The following is an 18,390-nucleotide window of genomic DNA, read 5'->3' on the forward strand; positions in this document are numbered from 1 at the left end:
GCCGCGATGCCGCCGAGCAGGGCCTGGAGCACCAGCGCGTAGAGGGCGGCCACGGCGGTCAGCCCGCGCAGGACGCGCGGCGCTCCTCCGGTCCGGTCGCGGCGTGGGCTCGGCATGCATGAGCCTTACGCCGCTTCGCGCGGCTCCGGTAGGGGCCGGGCCGGCGCCATTCCGCCGCCCCGCGCGATCCTCGGCAAGACGCCCGGCGAAAGTGTCCTCGGGCCACACGGCGTGTGCCGCCACACCCGGACGCCACAATATGGCCCGGAACGGCATGGCTTCTTAACCACGAGACCGCAACAAACGCGGCACGAGGACTTGGCCGAGACTTGGCTTTCGCGTCCGGGCGTACCCCGAAGTACCCCCCGGCGTTCGAGCCGAGACCCTTGGCCGGGTCCACCGACCGCACCCTCCATCCAGAGCCCGGATCGATGCTGCAGACCGCGCGCCACGCCCACCTCCGTTCCCTTGTCCGCCCCTCGGCCCGCCCCTTGGCCGCCGCCCTGCTGGGGGCGACGCTGCTCGCCGGCCCGGCGGTCGCGCGCGAGGCCGGCTTCGCCCAGGCCGAATGGGCGCAGGACTATTCCTCGCCGACCACCATGCAGGTGCACCGCTCCTCGACGCCGATTCTCTCGCCCGACACCATCGCGGCGACCGAGGCGATGGTCGAGAAGTACCGCTCCATCGTCGCCCGCGGCGGCTGGCAGGCCGTGTCCGGCGCGGCGGGACTGCGGGTCGGCTCCCGCGGCCCGGCGGTGGCGGCGGTGCGCCAGCGCCTGATCGTCACCGGTGACCTCGACGCCACCGCCGGCGGCGCCGGCGTCTACGATTCCTACGTCGCGGCCGGCGTGAAGCGCTTCCAGGCCCGCCACGGCCTGTCGCAGACCGGCCAGATGAGCCCGGCGACGCAGGCCGCGATGAACGTGCCCGCCGACGTGCGCCTGCGCCAGCTCGAGACCAACGTGATTCGCCTGCGCTCCTACTCGGGCGATCTCGGCCGGCGCTTCGTGATCACCAACATCCCCGCCGCCCTGGTGCAGACGGTGGAGAACGGCCAGGTCGTGACGCTGCACGCCGCCGGCGTCGGCAAGATCGACCGCCAGTCGCCGATCATGAATGCCAAGGCGGTCGAGATCAATTTCAACCCGACCTGGACGGTCCCGGCCTCGATCGTGAGGAAGGACCTGATCCCGAAGATGCAGAAGGATCCGAACTACCTCACGGACAACAAGATCCGCATCCTCTCGGGCGGGCAGGAGATCTCGCCGCGCTCCGTGAACTGGAACTCGGACGAGGGCACCCGCTACACCTACCGCCAGGATTCGGGCGCCGACTTCAACTCGATGGGCGTCGTCCGCATCAACATCCCGAACCCGCACGGCGTGTTCATGCACGACACCAATTCCCGCGGCGTGTTCGGCGACGACTTCCGCTTCATCTCCTCGGGCTGCGTCCGCGTGCAGAACGTGCGCGAGTACATCACGTGGCTTTTGAAGGACACGCCCGGCTGGGACCGTGCCCATGTCGAGCAGGCGGTGGAGAGCGGCCAGCGCATCGACGCCCGCCTCACGCAGCCGGTGCCGGTCTACTGGACCTACATCACCGCCTGGGCGACCCCGGACGGAACGGTGCAGTTCCGCGACGACATCTACAAGCGCGACGGCGTGAACGTGCCCTCCACCATCGAGGCGCCGACGCCGGTCGCCAGCGCCGCCTCGACCCAGCCCGAGGTGTTCGAGCCGGGCGACGAGGAGAACTGAGCCGCTCTCAGGCGCGCTCAGTCGCTCGTCTCGCCGGCATGACCGGTCGAGGCGGATCGGAAGGACGGCGACCCCGGCCCGGATTCGACATCCGGGCCGGGGTCGTCTTTTTTGGGCCGGATCGATTCGCGCGGGACGCGGAACGATCCGCCGAGGATGTCTCGCGAGGTTTGTCGCCGGCGAGCCGAATGCGCGGATTAAAAGGCTCCGGACGGACGTCAACGGATCATGGTGCTCGATAGAACGCGCTCGAAACGCTCCGATATCGTCGACCTGCTGGTGCCGTTGCGGCGCTACGCCCGGTCGCTGACGCGGGATTCGCTCAAGGCGGACGACCTCGTCCACGATACCATGGTTCGCGCCCTCGAATCGCGCGCGAGCCTGAGGCCCGACACGAACCTGCGCACCTGGATGATGACGGTGCTGCACAACGTCTTCATCGACGAGCAGCGCCGCAAGCGGGTCGAGGCGCGCCATGCCGACGTGCTGGTGCAGCTCTCCGAGGAGGTGGCTCCGCCGGCTCAGGAAGGGCAGGTGCGGCTGATGCAGATCCGCAAGGCGTTCGAGAGCCTGCCCGAGGAGCAGCGCGCCGCGCTTCACCTCGTGACGCTCGAAGGCATGGCCTATGCGGACGCGGCGGCCGTGCTGGGCATCCCGATCGGAACCCTGATGTCGCGGCTCGGTCGCGGCCGGGCCGCCCTGCGCGCCTTCGAGGAAGGCAGCCACAAGGGCAAGGCCGGCTCGTCCGACGAAGGCCCCGACCGGGGCCGCGCGCATCTTCGTGTCGTCGGGCGGAATTGATGACCCCGGCGAACCGTTATCACAGCAGCACCGGCCGGCGACGAGGCTGACCGGTGGGCAAGCAGGGCAGTCGGAGTGGGCCGATGGTCGATCCCGTCACGGAAACCGATCTCATCGCGTATGTCGATGGCGAACTCGATCCGATGCGTCGCGTCGAGGTCGAAGCGCATCTCGCGCGCAATCCCGAGGACGCGCTGCAGGTCATGGCCGACCTGCGCGATCGCGACGCCCTGCGCGAAGCCTTCCTGTCCGTGCCGAGCCTGCCGCCGGAGCGGCTGCGCGCGAGCGCCCGCCGGATCGATCGCGCCTTCGCCTGGCAGCGGGTTCGTTCCCGCCTGCGCCGGGCGGCGGCGGTCGTGGTGCTGGTCGGGGCGGGCTGGCTCGCCCATACCGAGAGCGGCGGCTTCGGCGTGCCCGGCTCCTTCGCCTCGCCGATCGATCCCTCCCTGGCCGAAGAGGCGGCACAGGCCCGCGAGGCGGTCCAGATCCGCGCCCGCGTGACCAGCCTGCCCCTCGCCTCGGCCTACGATCCCGCCGGCATCGAAGCTGCGACCGGCGTCGACCTGCCGCCGCTGCCGGCGGGCTGGGTCGTCCGGGACGTACAGGTCTTCCCGAGCCGGAGCGGCACCGGGATCGAGATCTCGATCCAGTCGGCCGAGATCGGTGAACTCGCCCTGTTCGCCAAGCACAGCAGCGCCGCGCCGCTGGCCGACGGCGTGGAGCCGGTGGCCCGTTCGAGCGACGGGACGACCGCCTATTGGCGCAACGGCAGCACCGCCTACGCGCTCAGCGGTCCGCGCAACGATCCCGCCCTGCATGCCGCGGCCGCCCGCCTCGCCGCGATCCGGGAATAGGGCGCGTCCGGCACGGGCGGACGCAGGATTCGGCGCCGCGCCTCTCGTCCTCGAGCCTGCTTGGCCGGGAGCCGTAGGCCTGGCGGCGTCTCGGAGCCGATGAAGAGGCGGCCGCAATCGACGCGCCGCCGCCTCAGGATCGCGCCGGGGCGCTGCGACGACAGGACGATCGGGGCCGCGGGGAGAACGGACGTCGCGACGGCGGGCGAGTGATACCGTTTCCGGTTGATCGCCTCGGGCTGTGCCGGACTCCGTCATCGCGAGGCGGAGCCGAAGCGATCCAGGTCGCGACCTTTTCAGAAATGTCGCGCCCTGGATTGCCACGGCTTCGCCTCGCAATGACGGCTGGGAAACCGAAGTGATCAAACCGATGGCGTATGACGCCAGCCTGATGCGATCCGGCCGCATACGGCGCCGGGGCCGGGCCGACGGGGACTGATCCCGTCAGGATCCGAATTCCCGATCGAGCGCATCGTCCGGCAAGGCCGGCGCCTCCCGGAAAACACGATGATCACCGAGAGGTGAACGCGCCCGAACGGCCTCCGGCCGGCGCATGTTTCCCGGTCGGGGCGAGGGTGCTGCCGGCTTCCATGGTCGGCACCGAGACACCCGTTCAAGCACCGCTTCGACGACGACGATGCGCGGCAGGATTCCGCAGTGCGGGAGCGATACCGTTTGCGGGCCTGTCGTGACGGGCCGTGGCTACAATTTCAAGCATGGGCCCTGAAATCTGACATAAAAGAATATAAAAACATAATTTGCGATCGAATAAGCGATTTTATATTTTTTTGTATCGCATTTATACATATTCAATAAAATATTGTTTCGTAATTGCAATCTATCTTACCGGTATGCAAGTGTCGAATCGGCCGTCTCGTTCTATTGAGATGTGCCTACACATGGATCGCACCGCTGCTCTTGAATTCTGAGGCATAAACGGGGGCCGGTGCCTCCTGTCGTCGAAAGAAGGACGCGGACGGCCCGGAAATGGTCGATCCATCCGGCCCAGTCCATTTTCGCTCCACGGTTGTGGCGAAAGGATTGCCCCCGGCCGGCGCAATGGCTACTGCTTCGCTTGTTGCAGCGCGGTCGAGGGGCGAGATGTGACGTCTGGCAATCCGTGCGAAGGCCATTCAGGGACCGGGAAGAAGGCATTCCCGGCGCTCGGTGCTGTCCCGCGCTGAAGCGGCGTGCAGGGAGTGCTAAGACCCCTTCCCGTTCCGGGCCGGTTGGGTGCCGCATCGACCCATCGGCCACCCGATCGGAACCGGACATCGACCCGGATCCTACCTGGAAATCGTGGATCGATCCACGCGCGAGGTTGCTGACGGTGTTCAGGCGCAGCTTGCAATTGCTCTCGAAGCAGGTCGGACTCGGAAAGCTCCCGCGCGGGCCACGGCTGCGCGCGTCCGGCGGGCCGACGGGCGAGGGCGGCTTCGATCCCGTCTTCTATCGGCGATATTATCCGGACCTCGCCGTCCTGGGGGACGACGGCAAGGTCCTCAAGGATCACTACGTCCGGCACGGCCGGAAGGAGGGTCGCGCCCGGAATGCGGCCGCGCTGATCGCGGCCCTGGAGCGTGACAGCAGCCCGTTGCCGAAGGACTTCGTTCCCGAGCATTACCGGGCGCTCTACGACGATCTGGCCGGCATGTCCGAGCCGTGGGAGCTCAGCGAGCATTATCTGCGCTTCGGTCGGTCCGAGGGGCGGGCCTACCGGGCCGATCTGTCGGTCCTCGATCAGGAATACGAGCGCCTGCTCGTCGCGCCCGATGCCGCGTCGGGCGGGCGCCGCCCCGCCGCGCGCCCCGCCGAGAGCTTCGTCGAGCTGCTGGTCGCCGCACGCGTTCTCCCGGGCGCGTGGCTCGACCGTTTCGTGCTCCACGAATTCGCGTTGCTGAACGAGGGATGGCTCACGCGCACGCCCACCTCGCGCATGGAGGGGCTTGTCGCCTTCCTGACCGAGGGGGTGGATCGCCTCGCGCCGATCTCGCTGAGCCTGCGCTTCGACCCCGCCTTCTATCGCTCGTCCAATCCGGACGCGCCTGCCGGCACGAGTGATGCCGACCTGTACCGCCACTGGCTCGGCCAGGGCATCCGGAAGGGGGAGCCCGGCACCGAGGCGGCCGCGCTGGTCCGGCTCGTCGGAGAGGAATCCTTTCCCGAGAGCTTCGACGAGGCGGCCTACCGTTCGCTGCTGCCCGAGGGCGTCGCCCCGCCGCCGCCCGGACGGCTGAACGCCCTCCGGCATTTCGTCACGATGGGCTTCCAGCTCTGGGAGCTCGAGGCCGTGCGGCAGGCCTGCTCGGCCCAGCTCCTCGAGCGGATCGGCGAGTACCATCTCATCAACGGCAACGCCATCGGGGCCAAGGAGGCCTTCGACCGGGCGCTCAAGGCCGGCCTCGTCTCCGGCCGTCTCCATCATCGCCGCGGCGACGCGCTGCTCATCCTCAACCGCACGAACGATGCCGCGCGCGCCTTCGCGCATGCGGCCGATGTGCCGGGCGCCATCGTGTGGAGCCACGTCCACGCTATCGACGGCCTGCTCGCGCAGCCGAGCGGCGTGGCGGAGGCGCTCGACCGGGTCCGGCGCTCGGCCGAGGAATGGCACGCCAACGCGCATTGGCGCGCCGCCGCGCATCGCGCCATGGCGGCGTCCTTCGCGCTCACGAGCGAGAAGGCCCGCGCGGACTACGCCGCCGGCCGGCGGCAGGAGGCGGACGATCGCCTCACCGCCTGCCTCGACCAGATCGGCAGCCTGATCGAGGCGGTCGATCCGCTGCCGGCGCCCCTCGCGGTTCCGGCCAACGGACACATCGTCATCGTCGCCAACCGCGACCTTCCCCAGTGCGACCATTACCGCGTCGTGCAGAAGATCCAGCAGCTCCAGCATGGCGGCTGGACGGTCGAGGTCTTCAAACAGGATGAGGCGGGCGATTGCCGCCCGGCCCTCGACAGGGCCTCGGCGGTGATCTTCTACCGCGTGGCGGCCTTTCCCGGCGTCCTGCACGCGATCCTCTACGCCCGCGCACTCGGCCTGCCGACGATCTACGAGATCGACGACATCGTCTTCGACGCGGCCATGTTCCCGGATCCCCTGGAGAGCTTCGAGGGCCAGATCACGGCCAAGCAATATGTCGACCTGCAATACGGCGTGCCGCTGTTCCGCTACGCCATGCAGGCCTGCGACATCGGCCTCGCCTCGACGCCGGCGCTGGCCGAGCGGATGCGCCCGCTGGTCCGCTCGGGCGTCTGCCACGTCCTGCGCAACGGTCTCGACGCGCGCAACCTTCCCTTCCTGAGGCGCGATCGCGCGCCCTTCTCGGAGAAGGCGCTGACGATCTTCTACGGATCGGGCACGCGCGCGCACAACAAGGACTTCAACGACCTCGCCGCGCCCGCGCTCCTCGCGGTGATGGAGCGCAATCCGCATGTCCGCCTGGTGATCGCCGGCTATCTGCGCCTCGGCGACGGCTTCCGGCGGTTCGCGCACCGGGTCCGCCAGCTCGGCTTCACCGACGACGTGACGGCCTACTGGGAGGCGCTCTCGGGGGCGGACATCAACCTCGCGGTTCTCGCGCCCGGCCCCTTCGCCGACGCCAAGAGCGAGATCAAGTGGCTGGAGGCCGCCATGTGCGGCATCCCCTCGGTCGTCAGCGCGACGCGCACCTACCGGGAGATCCTCGTCGATCGGCAGGACGCGCTGCTGGCCGAGACGGTTCAGGATTGGACGAAGGCTCTCACGACGCTGATCGCCGACCCCGCCCTGCGCCGGAAGGTCGGGGATCGGGCGCGGGACAAGGCGCTGGCCTCCTACGGCCTGGACGCCGCCGTCGAGGTTCTCAAGGGAATCTTCGCCGCCCCGCCGCAGCAAACCGGGCGGCCCGCCCCGCGCCGGCCGGCCGGCACGCCGCCGGATGCCCTCGGGCCCGCCGCCGAGGCGTGGGCCGATCGCACCGCCGGAGAAGCGCGGCCGGCGGCCTCGGCTGCGCGGACGCGTCGGGAGGACAAGCCGCGCATCCTGGTGATCAACGTCTTCTTCCCGCCCCAGACCGTCGGGGGCGCCACGCGGGTCGTGCGCGACAACGTCGATCACATCCTCGATCACGCCGCCGACCGGTTCGAACTCGCGGTGGCGGCCTCGGACATGGAGGTCGAGCCCCCCTATCAGACCCGCATCGACGCCTATCGCGGCATCCCCGTCTTCCGCATCGCCACGCCGCGGGAACGGAACATGGATTGGCGCCCGTTCAACCCGAGCGTGCGCGCGGAATTCGAGGCCCTGCTCGATCGCTTCGAGCCCGATCTCGTCCACGTCCACTGCGTGCAGCAACTGACCGCCAGCGTGGTCGAGGCGGTGCGGGCGAGGGGGATTCCCTACGTCGTCACCGTCCACGACGCGTGGTGGATCTCGGACTTCCAGTTCCTCATCGACGAGGACGGGCTGGTGCAGATGCCCTCGCCCGACATCCTCGCCGACGCGACGAGCCGCTCGGTCACCCCGACCGGCTCCATCGCGCGCCGCCGCGGGCTGGCGCGGGTGCTCGACGCGGCGGCGACCATCGCCGCGGTGTCGGACTCCTTCGCCGAGATCTATCGCAAGGCGGGCTTCCCCCAGACGATCGCGATCCCGAACGGCGTCCCGCGCCTGACACCCGTCGCGCGGCGGGAGAGTCCGACGGGCCGGGTGCGGCTCGGCCATATCGGCGGCCGGACGGCGCACAAGGGCGCCACCCTGGTCGAGGCGATCCTGCGGGCCGGCCGGTTCGAGAACCTGAGCCTGACCCTCGTCGACCACGCCCGCGCCACGGACTACGTGAGCGAGGAGACCTGGGGCGCCACCTCCGTCCGGATCGTCGGCAAGGTGCCGCAGGAGCAGATCGGCGAGCTCTATGCCGAGATGGACGTGCTGCTCGCCCCTTCCCTCTGGCCCGAGAGTTTCGGGCTGGTGACGCGGGAGGCGCGCGCGGCGGGTCTGTGGGTCGTGGCGAGCCGGCTCGGCGCGATCGGCGAGGATCTCGACGAGGGCGTCAACGGCTTCCGGGTCGATGTCGGATCTCCGGACGGGCTGCGCGCGGTGTTCCAGCGCATCGATGCCGATCCCGAGCGGTTCCGCACGAGCCCGCCGCAGCCCTCGCAACCGCCCCGAACCGCGGCGGACCAGGGCGAGGATCTGATCGCCCTCTACGACCGGTTGCTCGCGCCGTAAGACCACGGGCCGAAACCGCCGGCGCGGCGGGATCGCCGCGGTTCCCGACCTCGCGCCGATCGCGGCCGCGGCGTGATGGGCCGTTGGGGCGCTCCACGCCGGCCCGAACGGGCCGTCGCCGAGGCGGTCGGCGAGCTTGCTCGAATCGGCAAGCGGGCAGCCGTCGAGCCGGGGTGCGACACCAGCGCCTCGAGTGCCCGAACGCCTTGCCGGCTCGACCGCGGCCGTGAGGATCAGGATCGGCGCACGGGTCGAGACGACGGCCGGCTCCGTCGCGGCAAGACCGACGGCCCAGGGCAGCATCCGCACCAGCGATCAGCGACATCGAACCGGGCGCGGCATCGAACGACCGTGCAGGCGATCGCGTTCAGGGCCTCGCGGAACGCTGGTGGGGTATGCCCTGCATGCAGTTTGGTATAATGACAATTCGACATATGACTTGCACTATATCGCCTGTTACCGGATCCGGCAGGCTTCGACGCCGAAGAGTTCGACATGCACAGCTTCACCCTTCCGGAGATCGCGCGGGCATGACGATGGATGCCAGCCGCTTGGCGGCCGCGGTCACGGATGCCTACGCCGCGCAAGCCAAGCCGCCGCTGACCCAGGAACTGACCGACAGGGTCCGCGAGGCCCTGACGCGCGCCGTCGGAGGCGAGGCGGGTGACGCATCGAACGCCGCCCTCCTGGATCGGCTGAACGCCGCGCTCGACGCGTTCGAGACCGAGCTCGACGCCGTCGTCGGTCCCCGGGTCGCCTCGCTGGACGAGGCGTCGGGCGAGGTCGCGATGCGGCCGCGCTCCGAGGCCGGGCAGCCGCTGCGCGCCTTCGGCAGCCAGTAACCGGCCCGCCCTCCGGCATCCTCCCGCCCCTTCGCCCCCATAAGCTGGAACACAGGTCGTGCCATGAGTGAGGCAACAGGGACTGTCCGGCGCTTCGCGCATCCGGGCCGTGGCCGCAACGTCAGCCGCCCCGTGCCGAAGGGCCGCCAGGTCGAGCCCCAGGCCAAGGTCGAGATCGAGGATCTGCTCGGCGCCCGTTCGCGCCAGCGCGATCTGCTGATCGAGCACCTGCACCTGATCCAGGACACCTACGGCCAGATCAGCGCCGACCATCTCGCGGCGCTCGCCGACGAGATGGGGCTCGCCTTCGCCGAGGTGTTCGAGACCGCGACCTTCTACGCGCATTTCGACGTGGTGAAGGAGGGCGAGGCCAACATCCCGCGCCTGACGGTCCGGGTCTGCGACAGCATCACCTGCGCGATGTTCGGCGCCGACGAGCTGCTCGAGACGCTGCAGCGCGAACTCGCCTCGGATGCCGTCCGCGTCGTGCGCGCCCCTTGCGTCGGCCTCTGCGACCACGCCCCGGCGGTCGAGGTCGGCCACAACTTCCTGCACAAGGCCGACGCGGCGTCCGTCCGCGCGGCGGTCGAGGCTGAGGACACCCACGCCCACATCCCCGACTATATCGATTACGACGCCTACCGGGCCGGCGGCGGCTACGCCCTGCTGGAGCGGCTGCGCAGCGGCGAGCTGCCGGTCGAGGACGTGCTGAAGGTGCTCGACGACGGCGGCCTGCGCGGCCTCGGCGGCGCCGGCTTCCCCACCGGTCGCAAGTGGCGCTCCGTGCGCGGCGAGCCCGGCCCCCGCCTGATGGCGGTCAACGGCGACGAGGGCGAGCCCGGCACCTTCAAGGACCAGCTCTACCTCAACACCGATCCGCACCGTTTCCTCGAAGGGATGCTGATCGGCGCCCACGTCGTCGAGGCGGCGGACGTCTACATCTACCTGCGCGACGAGTACCCGATCTCCCGCGAGATCCTGGCCCGCGAGATCGCGAAGCTGCCCGAGGGCGGCACCCGCATTCACCTGCGCCGCGGCGCCGGCGCCTATATCTGCGGCGAGGAATCCTCGCTGATCGAATCGCTCGAGGGCAAGCGCGGCCTGCCCCGGCACAAGCCGCCCTTCCCGTTCCAGGTCGGCCTGTTCAACCGCCCGACGCTGATCAACAACGTCGAGACGCTGTTCTGGGTGCGCGACCTGGTCGAGCGCGGCGCCGAGTGGTGGAAGAGCCACGGCCGCAACGGCCGCGTCGGCCTGCGCTCCTACTCGGTCTCGGGCCGCGTCAGGGAGCCGGGCGTCAAGCTCGCGCCCGCCGGGCTGACCATCCAGGAGCTGATCGACGAGTATTGCGGCGGCATGTCCGAGGGGCACAGCTTCGCGGCCTACCTGCCGGGCGGCGCCTCGGGCGGCATCCTGCCGGCCTCGATGAACGACATCCCGCTCGATTTCGGCACGCTGGAGAAATACGGCTGCTTCATCGGCTCCGCGGCGGTCGTGATCCTGTCCGACCGGGACGATGTGCGCGGTGCCGCGTTGAACCTGATGAAGTTCTTCGAGGACGAGTCCTGCGGGCAGTGCACACCCTGCCGCTCGGGCACGCAGAAGGCCCGCATGCTGATGGAGAACGGCGTGTGGGACACGGATCTGCTGGGCGAGTTGGCGCAGTGCATGCGCGACGCCTCGATCTGCGGCCTGGGTCAGGCGGCATCGAACCCCGTCAGCACCGTCATCAAGTACTTCCCCGACCTCTTCCCGGAGCCGCGGGCCGTGGCGGCCGAGTAAGGCCGCACCCGACGCTGACTCCCCTAAGAATGCCAGAGCCTGGAGCGGACGCATGAGCAACGGCCCCGAACCGCACGGCAACAAGATCGAGCGGCCCGAGATCCGCGCCGACGAGCGCCAGGATGCCGGCGGCCCGGCGAACGGCGCGCAATCGACGTCCGGCGGCGCCTACTCGCAGGGCGCCAAGTCCGGCGGCCAGGCCGCGCCGGAGCCCTCGGGCACCTACGGCCTGAAGGACCGCCCGACCGCGCCCGCGACCATCGCCTTCGAGTTCGACGGCCAGCAGGTCGAGGCGCAGCCCGGCGAGACGATCTGGGCGGTCGCCAAGCGCCTGGGCACGCATATCCCGCATCTCTGCCACAAGCCGGAGCCCGGCTACCGCCCCGACGGCAATTGCCGCGCCTGCATGGTCGAGATCGAGGGCGAGCGCGTGCTCGCCGCCTCGTGCAAGCGCACCCCCGCGGTCGGCATGAAGGTGAAGTCGGCCACCGAGCGCGCCACCAAGGCCCGCGCCATGGTGCTCGAACTGCTCGTGGCCGACCAGCCCGAGCGCGCGACCTCGCACGACCCGTCGTCGCATTTCTGGGTGCAGGCCGACTATCTCGACGTCAACGAGAGCCGCTTCCCGGCGGCCGAGCGCTGGACGAGCGACGTCAGCCACCCGGCCATGAGCGTCAACCTCGACGCCTGCATCCAGTGCAATCTCTGCGTCCGCGCCTGCCGCGAGGTGCAGGTCAACGACGTCATCGGCATGGCCTACCGCGCCGCGGGCGCCAAGGTCGTGTTCGACTTCGACGACCCCATGGGCGCCTCGACCTGCGTCGCCTGCGGCGAGTGCGTCCAGGCCTGCCCGACCGGCGCGCTGATGCCCTCGGCCTATCTCGACGCCAACCAGACCCGGACGGTCTATCCCGACCGTGAGGTCAAGTCGCTCTGCCCCTATTGCGGCGTCGGCTGCCAGGTCTCCTACAAGGTCAAGGACGAGAAGATCGTCTACGCCGAGGGCGTGAACGGCCCGGCCAACCAGAACCGGCTCTGCGTAAAAGGCCGCTTCGGCTTCGACTACGTCCACCACCCCCACCGCCTGACGGTGCCGCTGATCCGCCTGGAGAACGTCGCCAAGGACGCCAACGATCAGGTCGATCCGGCCAATCCCTGGACCCATTTCCGCGAGGCGACCTGGGAAGAGGCGCTCGACCGCGCGGCGGGCGGCCTCAAGCGGATCCGCGACACCGACGGGCGCAAGGCCCTCGCCGGCTTCGGCTCGGCCAAGGGCTCGAACGAGGAGGCCTACCTCTTCCAGAAGCTCGTCCGCCTCGGCTTCGGCACCAACAACGTCGATCACTGCACGCGGCTGTGCCACGCCTCGTCGGTGGCGGCCCTTATGGAGGGGCTGAACTCGGGCGCCGTCACCGCCCCGTTCGCGGCGGCGCTCGACGCCGAGGTGATCGTCGTCATCGGCGCCAACCCGACCGTCAACCACCCGGTCGCCGCGACCTTCCTCAAGAACGCGGTGAAGCAGCGCGGCGCCAAGCTGATCATCATGGACCCGCGGCGCCAGACGCTCTCGCGCCACGCCTACAAGCACCTCGCCTTCCGCCCCGGCTCCGACGTGGCGATGCTCAACGCGATGCTCAACGTGATCATCACGGAGGGGCTCTACGACGAGCAGTACATCGCCGGCTACACCGAGAACTTCGAGGCTTTGCGCGAGAAGATCGTCGACTTCACGCCGGAGAAGATGGCCCCGGTCTGCGGCATCGACGCCGAGACCCTGCGCGAGGTGGCGCGGCTCTACGCCCGGGCCAAGTCGTCGCTCATCTTCTGGGGCATGGGCGTCAGCCAGCACGTCCACGGCACCGACAACTCGCGCTGCCTGATCGCGCTCGCCCTCGTCACCGGCCAGATCGGCCGGCCGGGCACCGGCCTGCACCCGCTCCGCGGCCAGAACAACGTCCAGGGCGCCTCCGACGCCGGCCTGATCCCGATGGTCTATCCGGACTATCAGTCGGTCGAGAAGGATGCGGTGCGCGAGCTGTTCGAGGAGTTCTGGGGCCAGCGGCTCGACCCGCAGAAGGGCCTGACGGTGGTCGAGATCATGCGCGCGATCCACGCGGGCGAGATCAAGGGCATGTTCGTCGAGGGCGAGAACCCGGCGATGTCCGATCCCGACCTCAACCACGCCCGCCACGCGCTGGCGATGCTCGACCACCTCGTGGTGCAGGACCTGTTCCTGACCGAGACCGCCTTCCACGCCGACGTGGTGCTGCCGGCTTCCGCCTTCGCCGAGAAGGCCGGCACCTTCACCAACACCGACCGGCGCGTCCAGATCGCCCAGCCCGTGGTCGCGCCGCCCGGCGACGCGCGCCAGGATTGGTGGATCATCCAGGAGCTGGCCAAGCGCCTCGACCTCGACTGGACCTATCGCGGCCCGGCCGACATCTTCGCCGAGATGGCGCAGGTGATGCCGTCCCTGAACAACATCACCTGGGAGCGCCTGGAGCGCGAGGGGGCGGTGACCTACCCGGTCGATGCCCCGGACCAGCCCGGCAACGAGATCATCTTCTACGCCGGCTTCCCGACCGAGAGCGGCCGCGCCAAGATCGTCCCCGCGGCGATCGTCCCGCCGGACGAGGTGCCGGACGCGGAGTTCCCGATGGTGCTCTCCACCGGCCGCGTGCTCGAACACTGGCACACCGGCTCGATGACCCGGCGCGCCGGCGTCCTCGACGCCCTGGAGCCGGAGGCGGTCGCCTTCATGGCGCCCAAGGAGCTCTACCGCCTCGGCCTGCGGCCGGGCGGGGCGATGCGGCTGGAGACGCGGCGCGGCGCCGTCGAGCTGAAGGTGCGCTCCGACCGCGACGTGCCGGCGGGCATGATCTTCATGCCCTTCTGCTACGCCGAGGCCGCCGCCAACCTCCTGACCAACCCGGCCCTCGACCCGCTCGGGAAGATCCCCGAGTTCAAGTTCTGCGCCGCGCGCGTCGCGCCGGTCGAGGCCGCCCCGATGGCGGCCGAGTAGGAACGGCTCCCGGCGGCGCGTCCGGACGCGCCGCCGGCTACAGCATGGCCTCGATGCGGATCGGAAGCGCGCGGATGCGGCGGCCGGTGGCGTGATGGACGGCGTTGGCGATCGCCGCGTTGACGCCGATGACCCCGAGTTCGCCGAGCCCCTTCACCCCGAGCGGGTTCACGGCCTCGTCGGGATCGGGCACCAGCAGCGCCTCGACCGCGTCGACATCCATGGCGGTGGGGACGAGATACTCGGCGAGATCGGGGTTGCGGTAGGCGGCGCCGTCGAGGACGGTCTCCTCCAGAAGCGCCGATCCGAGCCCCCAGATCATCCCGCCGAGGAGCTGGCTGCGCGCCGTCAGCGGGTTGAGGATGCGGCCGGCGGCGAACGCCCCGGTCAGCCGCGCCACCCGGATCTCGCCGGTCTCGGCGTGGACATGCACCTCCGCGAACTGCGCCCCGAACGCCCATTTGAGCGCATCGCCCCCCGTGCTCAGGCCGATTTGGCCGGCGCGCAGGACCTCCAGCGCGTCGGGGGCACTGCCCGGCGGTACGAACGCGGCGAGCGTCTCCACCCCGGCCCCGTCGATCCCGGCAACCGCCTCGGCGAGCGGAAGCCCGGACCCGTCGGCCGCGACGAGCCGGCCGCCGGTAAGGCGCAGGCCGGCGGGGTCGCGGCCGGCCAGGGGGCGGCCCGGCGCCGTGGCCTCCCGTGCCAGCCGCGCGCGCAGCTGCTCGCAGCCGAGCGCCAGCGCACTCATCAGGCTCGTCGTGGTGCTCGATCCGCCCGAGAGGCCGGCCGCCGGCAGGGCGGTGTCGCCGAGTTCGACCCGCACCCGCTCCACCGGCACGCCGAGCCCCTCGGCCGCGCCCATCGCCAGGAGCGTGGTGATGCCGTTGCCGATCTCGTGGTGGGCGCACGCCACCTCCGCCCCGCCGTCGGCGGAGAGCCGCAGCCGCAGGGTCGCCGCGGCGATCTTGACCGGCCGCACCGAGGCGGCGCAGCCGAGGCCGACGCGCCACGCGCCCTCCCGCATCGATCCGGGCCGCGGCGCGCGGCGCGCCCAGCCGAAGGCGGCCGCCCCGGCATCGAAGCAGGCCATCAGCGGCCGGCTCGAGAACGGCTTGCCCGAGACCGGATCGCGGGCGGTGTCGTTGCGGCGGCGCAGGTCGATCGGGTCGAGGCCGAACTGCGCCGCCATCTCGTCGACGGCGCTCTCCAGGGCGAACAAGTAGGGCACCTCCGGCGGCGCCCGCATCGGGCCGGGCGTGTTGCGATCGACCCGCACCGCCCGCTCCTCCGTGCGGATCGCCGGGCAGGCGTAGAGGCTCGCAGTCACGTCCGCCCCCTCCATGGCGAAGGGGTCGAAGCGCGAGGTGACGACCTCCGCCACGTGGACGAGGCCCGTGAACCGTCCGTCGCGATCGGCGCAGAGGCGGATGTCGTGGCGCGTCTCCGGGCGGTAGTTGGCGATGGTGAAGCATTGCCGCCGCGTCGGCACCAGCGAGACCGGGCGCCCGAGGCGCCGGGCGGCGAGGGCGACCGGGGCGGTGTACTGCGACAGGGCGAATTTCGAGCCGAAATGCCCGCCGATCGGACCGGAGACGACCCGCACCTTGTCCGGATCGAGGCCGAGCTGTGCCGCGAGCCCGTGCCGGACGGCGCCGATGTACCGGCTCGGCTCGTACACCGTGAGCCGATCGCCGTCCCAGGCGCAACAGGTGGTGAACAGCTCGATCGGGTTGTGGTGCTGGACCGGGGTCGCGTAGCGCGCCGCCACCCGAGCCGCGGCCGCGGCCCAGGCGGCGTCGGGATCGCCCGTGGCGATGTCCTCGTGGTGGGCCTTGAGATCGGCGAGCCGCACGGTCTCGGCACCCGGATCGTCGAAGGTCGCGGCGGCGGGCTCCGGCGCGTAGCGCACGCGCACCAGGGCGGCGGCTCGGGCCGCGGCCTCCGGCGTCTGCCCGACGACGAGGGCGACGATCTGGCCGGCATAGGCCACCCGGTCCGAGCCGAGCGGGCGATGCGAGGAGTTGGCGTAGCCGCCGGCCATCAGGTGCGGGACGGGAGCGATCGCGCCCGCGAAATCGCGATGCGTGAAGATCCCGAGCAGGTCCGGCACGGCCTCGGCCGCGGCGAGATCGAAGTCGCGGATACGGCCGCGCGCGATCGTGCTGGTGACGAGGGCCGCGTGCGCGAGGCCGTCCGCGTGCCTGTCGGACGCGTAGATCGCCGTCCCGGTGACCTTGGCGCGCCCCTCGATCCGGGCCTGCGGGCGCCCCAGAACGCCGTCCGAGCCTTCGTGCGAGCCTCCGTTCGTGAGGCCCTTCATGGCTGTGTCGGCCTGATCCACGGCGATCGTCTCCCGCACCGGAGGCTTTCCCGGCGGGATCGAACCCGGCCGGGCAGCGCGCTTCCTGATCGCGTGGCAACGACGGCGGGCCCTGCCGGTCTCCGCCCCGGCGTCGAAACGACGCTCACCGCCCCCGCGCCGCACCCGAGGGCAACCGCATCGATGTCGAAGGGAGCGCTTGGCGACCCCGGTAGGGCTCGAACCTACGACCTGCCGCTTAGAAGGCGGCTGCTCTATCCAGCTGAGCTACGGAGTCTGGTGCCAGGAGGGCCAAAAGGCACGGGACCGGGCCGGGGTCAAGCCTCGCCGCCGCCTCGCGCTTTCCCCCTCCAGAGACGGCTCGGAAGGTCGTCTCCGCGGCCTGCCCGAGGGCACGACGCCCGGCGCCCCGTCCGGCGGCCGACCGCAGCGGCGCGTCACCGTTCGGACGCGGATCAGGCCCTGCGCGCCACCGCCCGACCGCCGGCCGTGACGCGGTGGAGCAGCATGCCGACGAGCATCGCGGCAACGAACAGGAGGACCGGGGGCAACCCGAGTACGAGGCCGGCGACGGCGGGGCCGGGGCAGAAGCCCGCGAGCCCCCAGCCGACGCCGAACAGCGCGGCGCCGCCGAGGAGGCGGGCATCGGGCCTCGCATGGGTCGGCACCTCGAAGCGGGGAGCGAGCCAGGGCCGCGTCCTCCGCGCCTTGAGCCGGTAGCCGAGCGCCGACACCCCGACCGCGCCGCCGAGGACGAAGGCGAGGCTCGGGTCCCAGGCCCCCGCGACGTCGAGAAAGCCGAGCACCCTTTCGGGATCCATCAGGCCCGACAGAGCGAGGCCGAAGCCGAACAGCAGGCCGCTGATCAGGGCGGTCGCCGGGTGGGAGAGGGTCATCGCGCGACTCCGTGCCGGACCAGGAAGACGGTGACGATGGCGGTCGCCATGAAGGTGGCGACCGCCGCGGCGGAGCGGGGCGAGAGCCGCGCGAGGCCGCAGACGCCGTGGCCGCTCGTGCAGCCGGAGCCGAGCCGCGTGCCGTATCCGACGAGAAGGCCCGCGACCGCGATCGCCGGCCAGGCCGCCTCGATGCGCACCTCCGGCCAGTGCCCCGCGGCCAGCCGGAACAGCACCGGGCCGAGCAGCAGGCCGACGAGAAAGGCCGCCCGCCAGACGCTGTCGCGCCCGGCCGGACCGAGCAATCCGCCGACGATGCCGCTGATGCCGGCGATCCGACCGTTGGCGAGGAGCAGAAGGGCCGTGGAGGCGCCGATCAGCGCGCCGCCTCCGAGGGGAGCGAGATAAGCGTCCATTCCGGATCTCCGAGTCGCGATGCGCAGGCTTGCGACAATACCCCATCCGCAGACGGCCTCTGTAGGCCGCGAGCAGGCTCCGTGGCGGGCGCGATCGCGCTTTCCGCGATTTTCCGATTGACGCTTGGGCTTGAGCCCCATATACCCACTTTCACCGACGGGGCGCCGCGGTCCACCACGTGGTGGGGCGGGTGTTTCGACGGTCTTCGGGATTGTCGGTGGAGCGGAGCTGATCCGGGTGACTGGATCGGGCGATCGCTGTCCTTCCTGTTCCGGGGTGTCGACCGTCTCCGGCGCTGCGGCGCTTGTGTGGGGCGGTTGACAGGACGGTTCGCCGGCTCTAGACGCCGCGGGCCGTGAGGCGACAGGCGGTTCTGACCTGCGCCGCGGACTTCATCGCCGAGGTGGGCTGGATGGGCCGGGCAACCGGGCTGTCGGCGCGTCTTCGGTGGAGGGTGGTCCCTTCGGGGGTCGGCCTCGCGCTC

At 70.8% G+C, this 18,390-nt stretch carries 10 protein-coding genes and 1 tRNA gene; 7 read left to right on the forward strand and 4 right to left on the reverse strand.

The features are described from left to right. The first annotated feature begins 431 nt into the window (after nucleotides 1–431). The 7 genes from MFF42_RS17070 to fdhF all read left to right on the forward strand — a co-directional run bounded on the left by MFF42_RS17070 (nucleotide 432) and on the right by fdhF (nucleotide 14,270). Nucleotides 432–1,760, forward strand: a complete 1,329-nt coding sequence (locus MFF42_RS17070) for a L,D-transpeptidase family protein (protein WP_238256814.1) — start codon at nucleotides 432–434, stop codon at nucleotides 1,758–1,760. A gap of 228 nt (nucleotides 1,761–1,988) precedes the next feature. Further along, complete coding sequence (locus tag MFF42_RS17075; protein WP_238256815.1) at nucleotides 1,989–2,561, forward strand: sigma-70 family RNA polymerase sigma factor; 573 nt, start codon at nucleotides 1,989–1,991, stop codon at nucleotides 2,559–2,561. 83 nt (nucleotides 2,562–2,644) lie between these two features. After that, nucleotides 2,645–3,415 carry an anti-sigma factor family protein gene (locus MFF42_RS17080; protein ID WP_238256816.1) on the forward strand — a complete coding sequence of 257 codons (771 nt, stop codon included), beginning with the start codon at nucleotides 2,645–2,647 and terminating at the stop codon, nucleotides 3,413–3,415. A 1,330-nt stretch (nucleotides 3,416–4,745) separates the two neighbouring features. Beyond that, nucleotides 4,746–8,624, forward strand: a complete 3,879-nt coding sequence (locus MFF42_RS17085) for a glycosyltransferase (protein ID WP_238256817.1) — start codon at nucleotides 4,746–4,748, stop codon at nucleotides 8,622–8,624. 530 nt (nucleotides 8,625–9,154) lie between these two features. Further along, nucleotides 9,155–9,466 (forward strand): hypothetical protein, encoded by a 312-nt coding sequence (locus tag MFF42_RS17090; protein ID WP_238256818.1) that lies wholly within the window; start codon nucleotides 9,155–9,157, stop codon nucleotides 9,464–9,466. 63 nt (nucleotides 9,467–9,529) lie between these two features. Continuing rightward, entirely contained in the window at nucleotides 9,530–11,248 is a 1,719-nt protein-coding gene (locus tag MFF42_RS17095) for an NAD(P)H-dependent oxidoreductase subunit E (protein WP_238256819.1), read from the forward strand. Nucleotides 11,249–11,300: 52 nt separating this feature from the next. Beyond that, on the forward strand, nucleotides 11,301–14,270 hold the full coding sequence (gene fdhF / locus MFF42_RS17100) for a formate dehydrogenase subunit alpha (protein WP_238256820.1): 2,970 nt from the start codon (nucleotides 11,301–11,303) through the stop codon (nucleotides 14,268–14,270). A gap of 37 nt (nucleotides 14,271–14,307) precedes the next feature. Here the strand turns inward: fdhF and MFF42_RS17105 are convergent, their stop codons facing one another. From MFF42_RS17105 to MFF42_RS17120, 4 genes are all read right to left on the reverse strand, one after another. Then, complete coding sequence (locus tag MFF42_RS17105; RefSeq protein WP_306423545.1) at nucleotides 14,308–16,593, reverse strand: xanthine dehydrogenase family protein molybdopterin-binding subunit; 2,286 nt, start codon at nucleotides 16,591–16,593, stop codon at nucleotides 14,308–14,310. A gap of 200 nt (nucleotides 16,594–16,793) precedes the next feature. Continuing rightward, nucleotides 16,794–16,870, reverse strand: a tRNA-Arg gene (locus MFF42_RS17110). 178 nt (nucleotides 16,871–17,048) lie between these two features. Next, a complete protein-coding gene (locus MFF42_RS17115) occupies nucleotides 17,049–17,489 on the reverse strand; it encodes a YeeE/YedE family protein (RefSeq protein ID WP_238256822.1) in 441 nt (146 codons plus the stop codon). Further along, a complete protein-coding gene (locus MFF42_RS17120) occupies nucleotides 17,486–17,905 on the reverse strand; it encodes a YeeE/YedE family protein (RefSeq protein WP_238256823.1) in 420 nt (139 codons plus the stop codon). Before MFF42_RS17120 ends, MFF42_RS17115 begins: the two co-directional genes overlap by 4 nt. Nucleotides 17,906–18,390: the final 485 nt, after the last annotated feature.

The sequence above is a fragment of the Methylorubrum podarium genome, from assembly GCF_022179745.1.
GTDB classification, from domain to species: Bacteria; Pseudomonadota; Alphaproteobacteria; order Rhizobiales; family Beijerinckiaceae; genus Methylobacterium; species Methylobacterium podarium.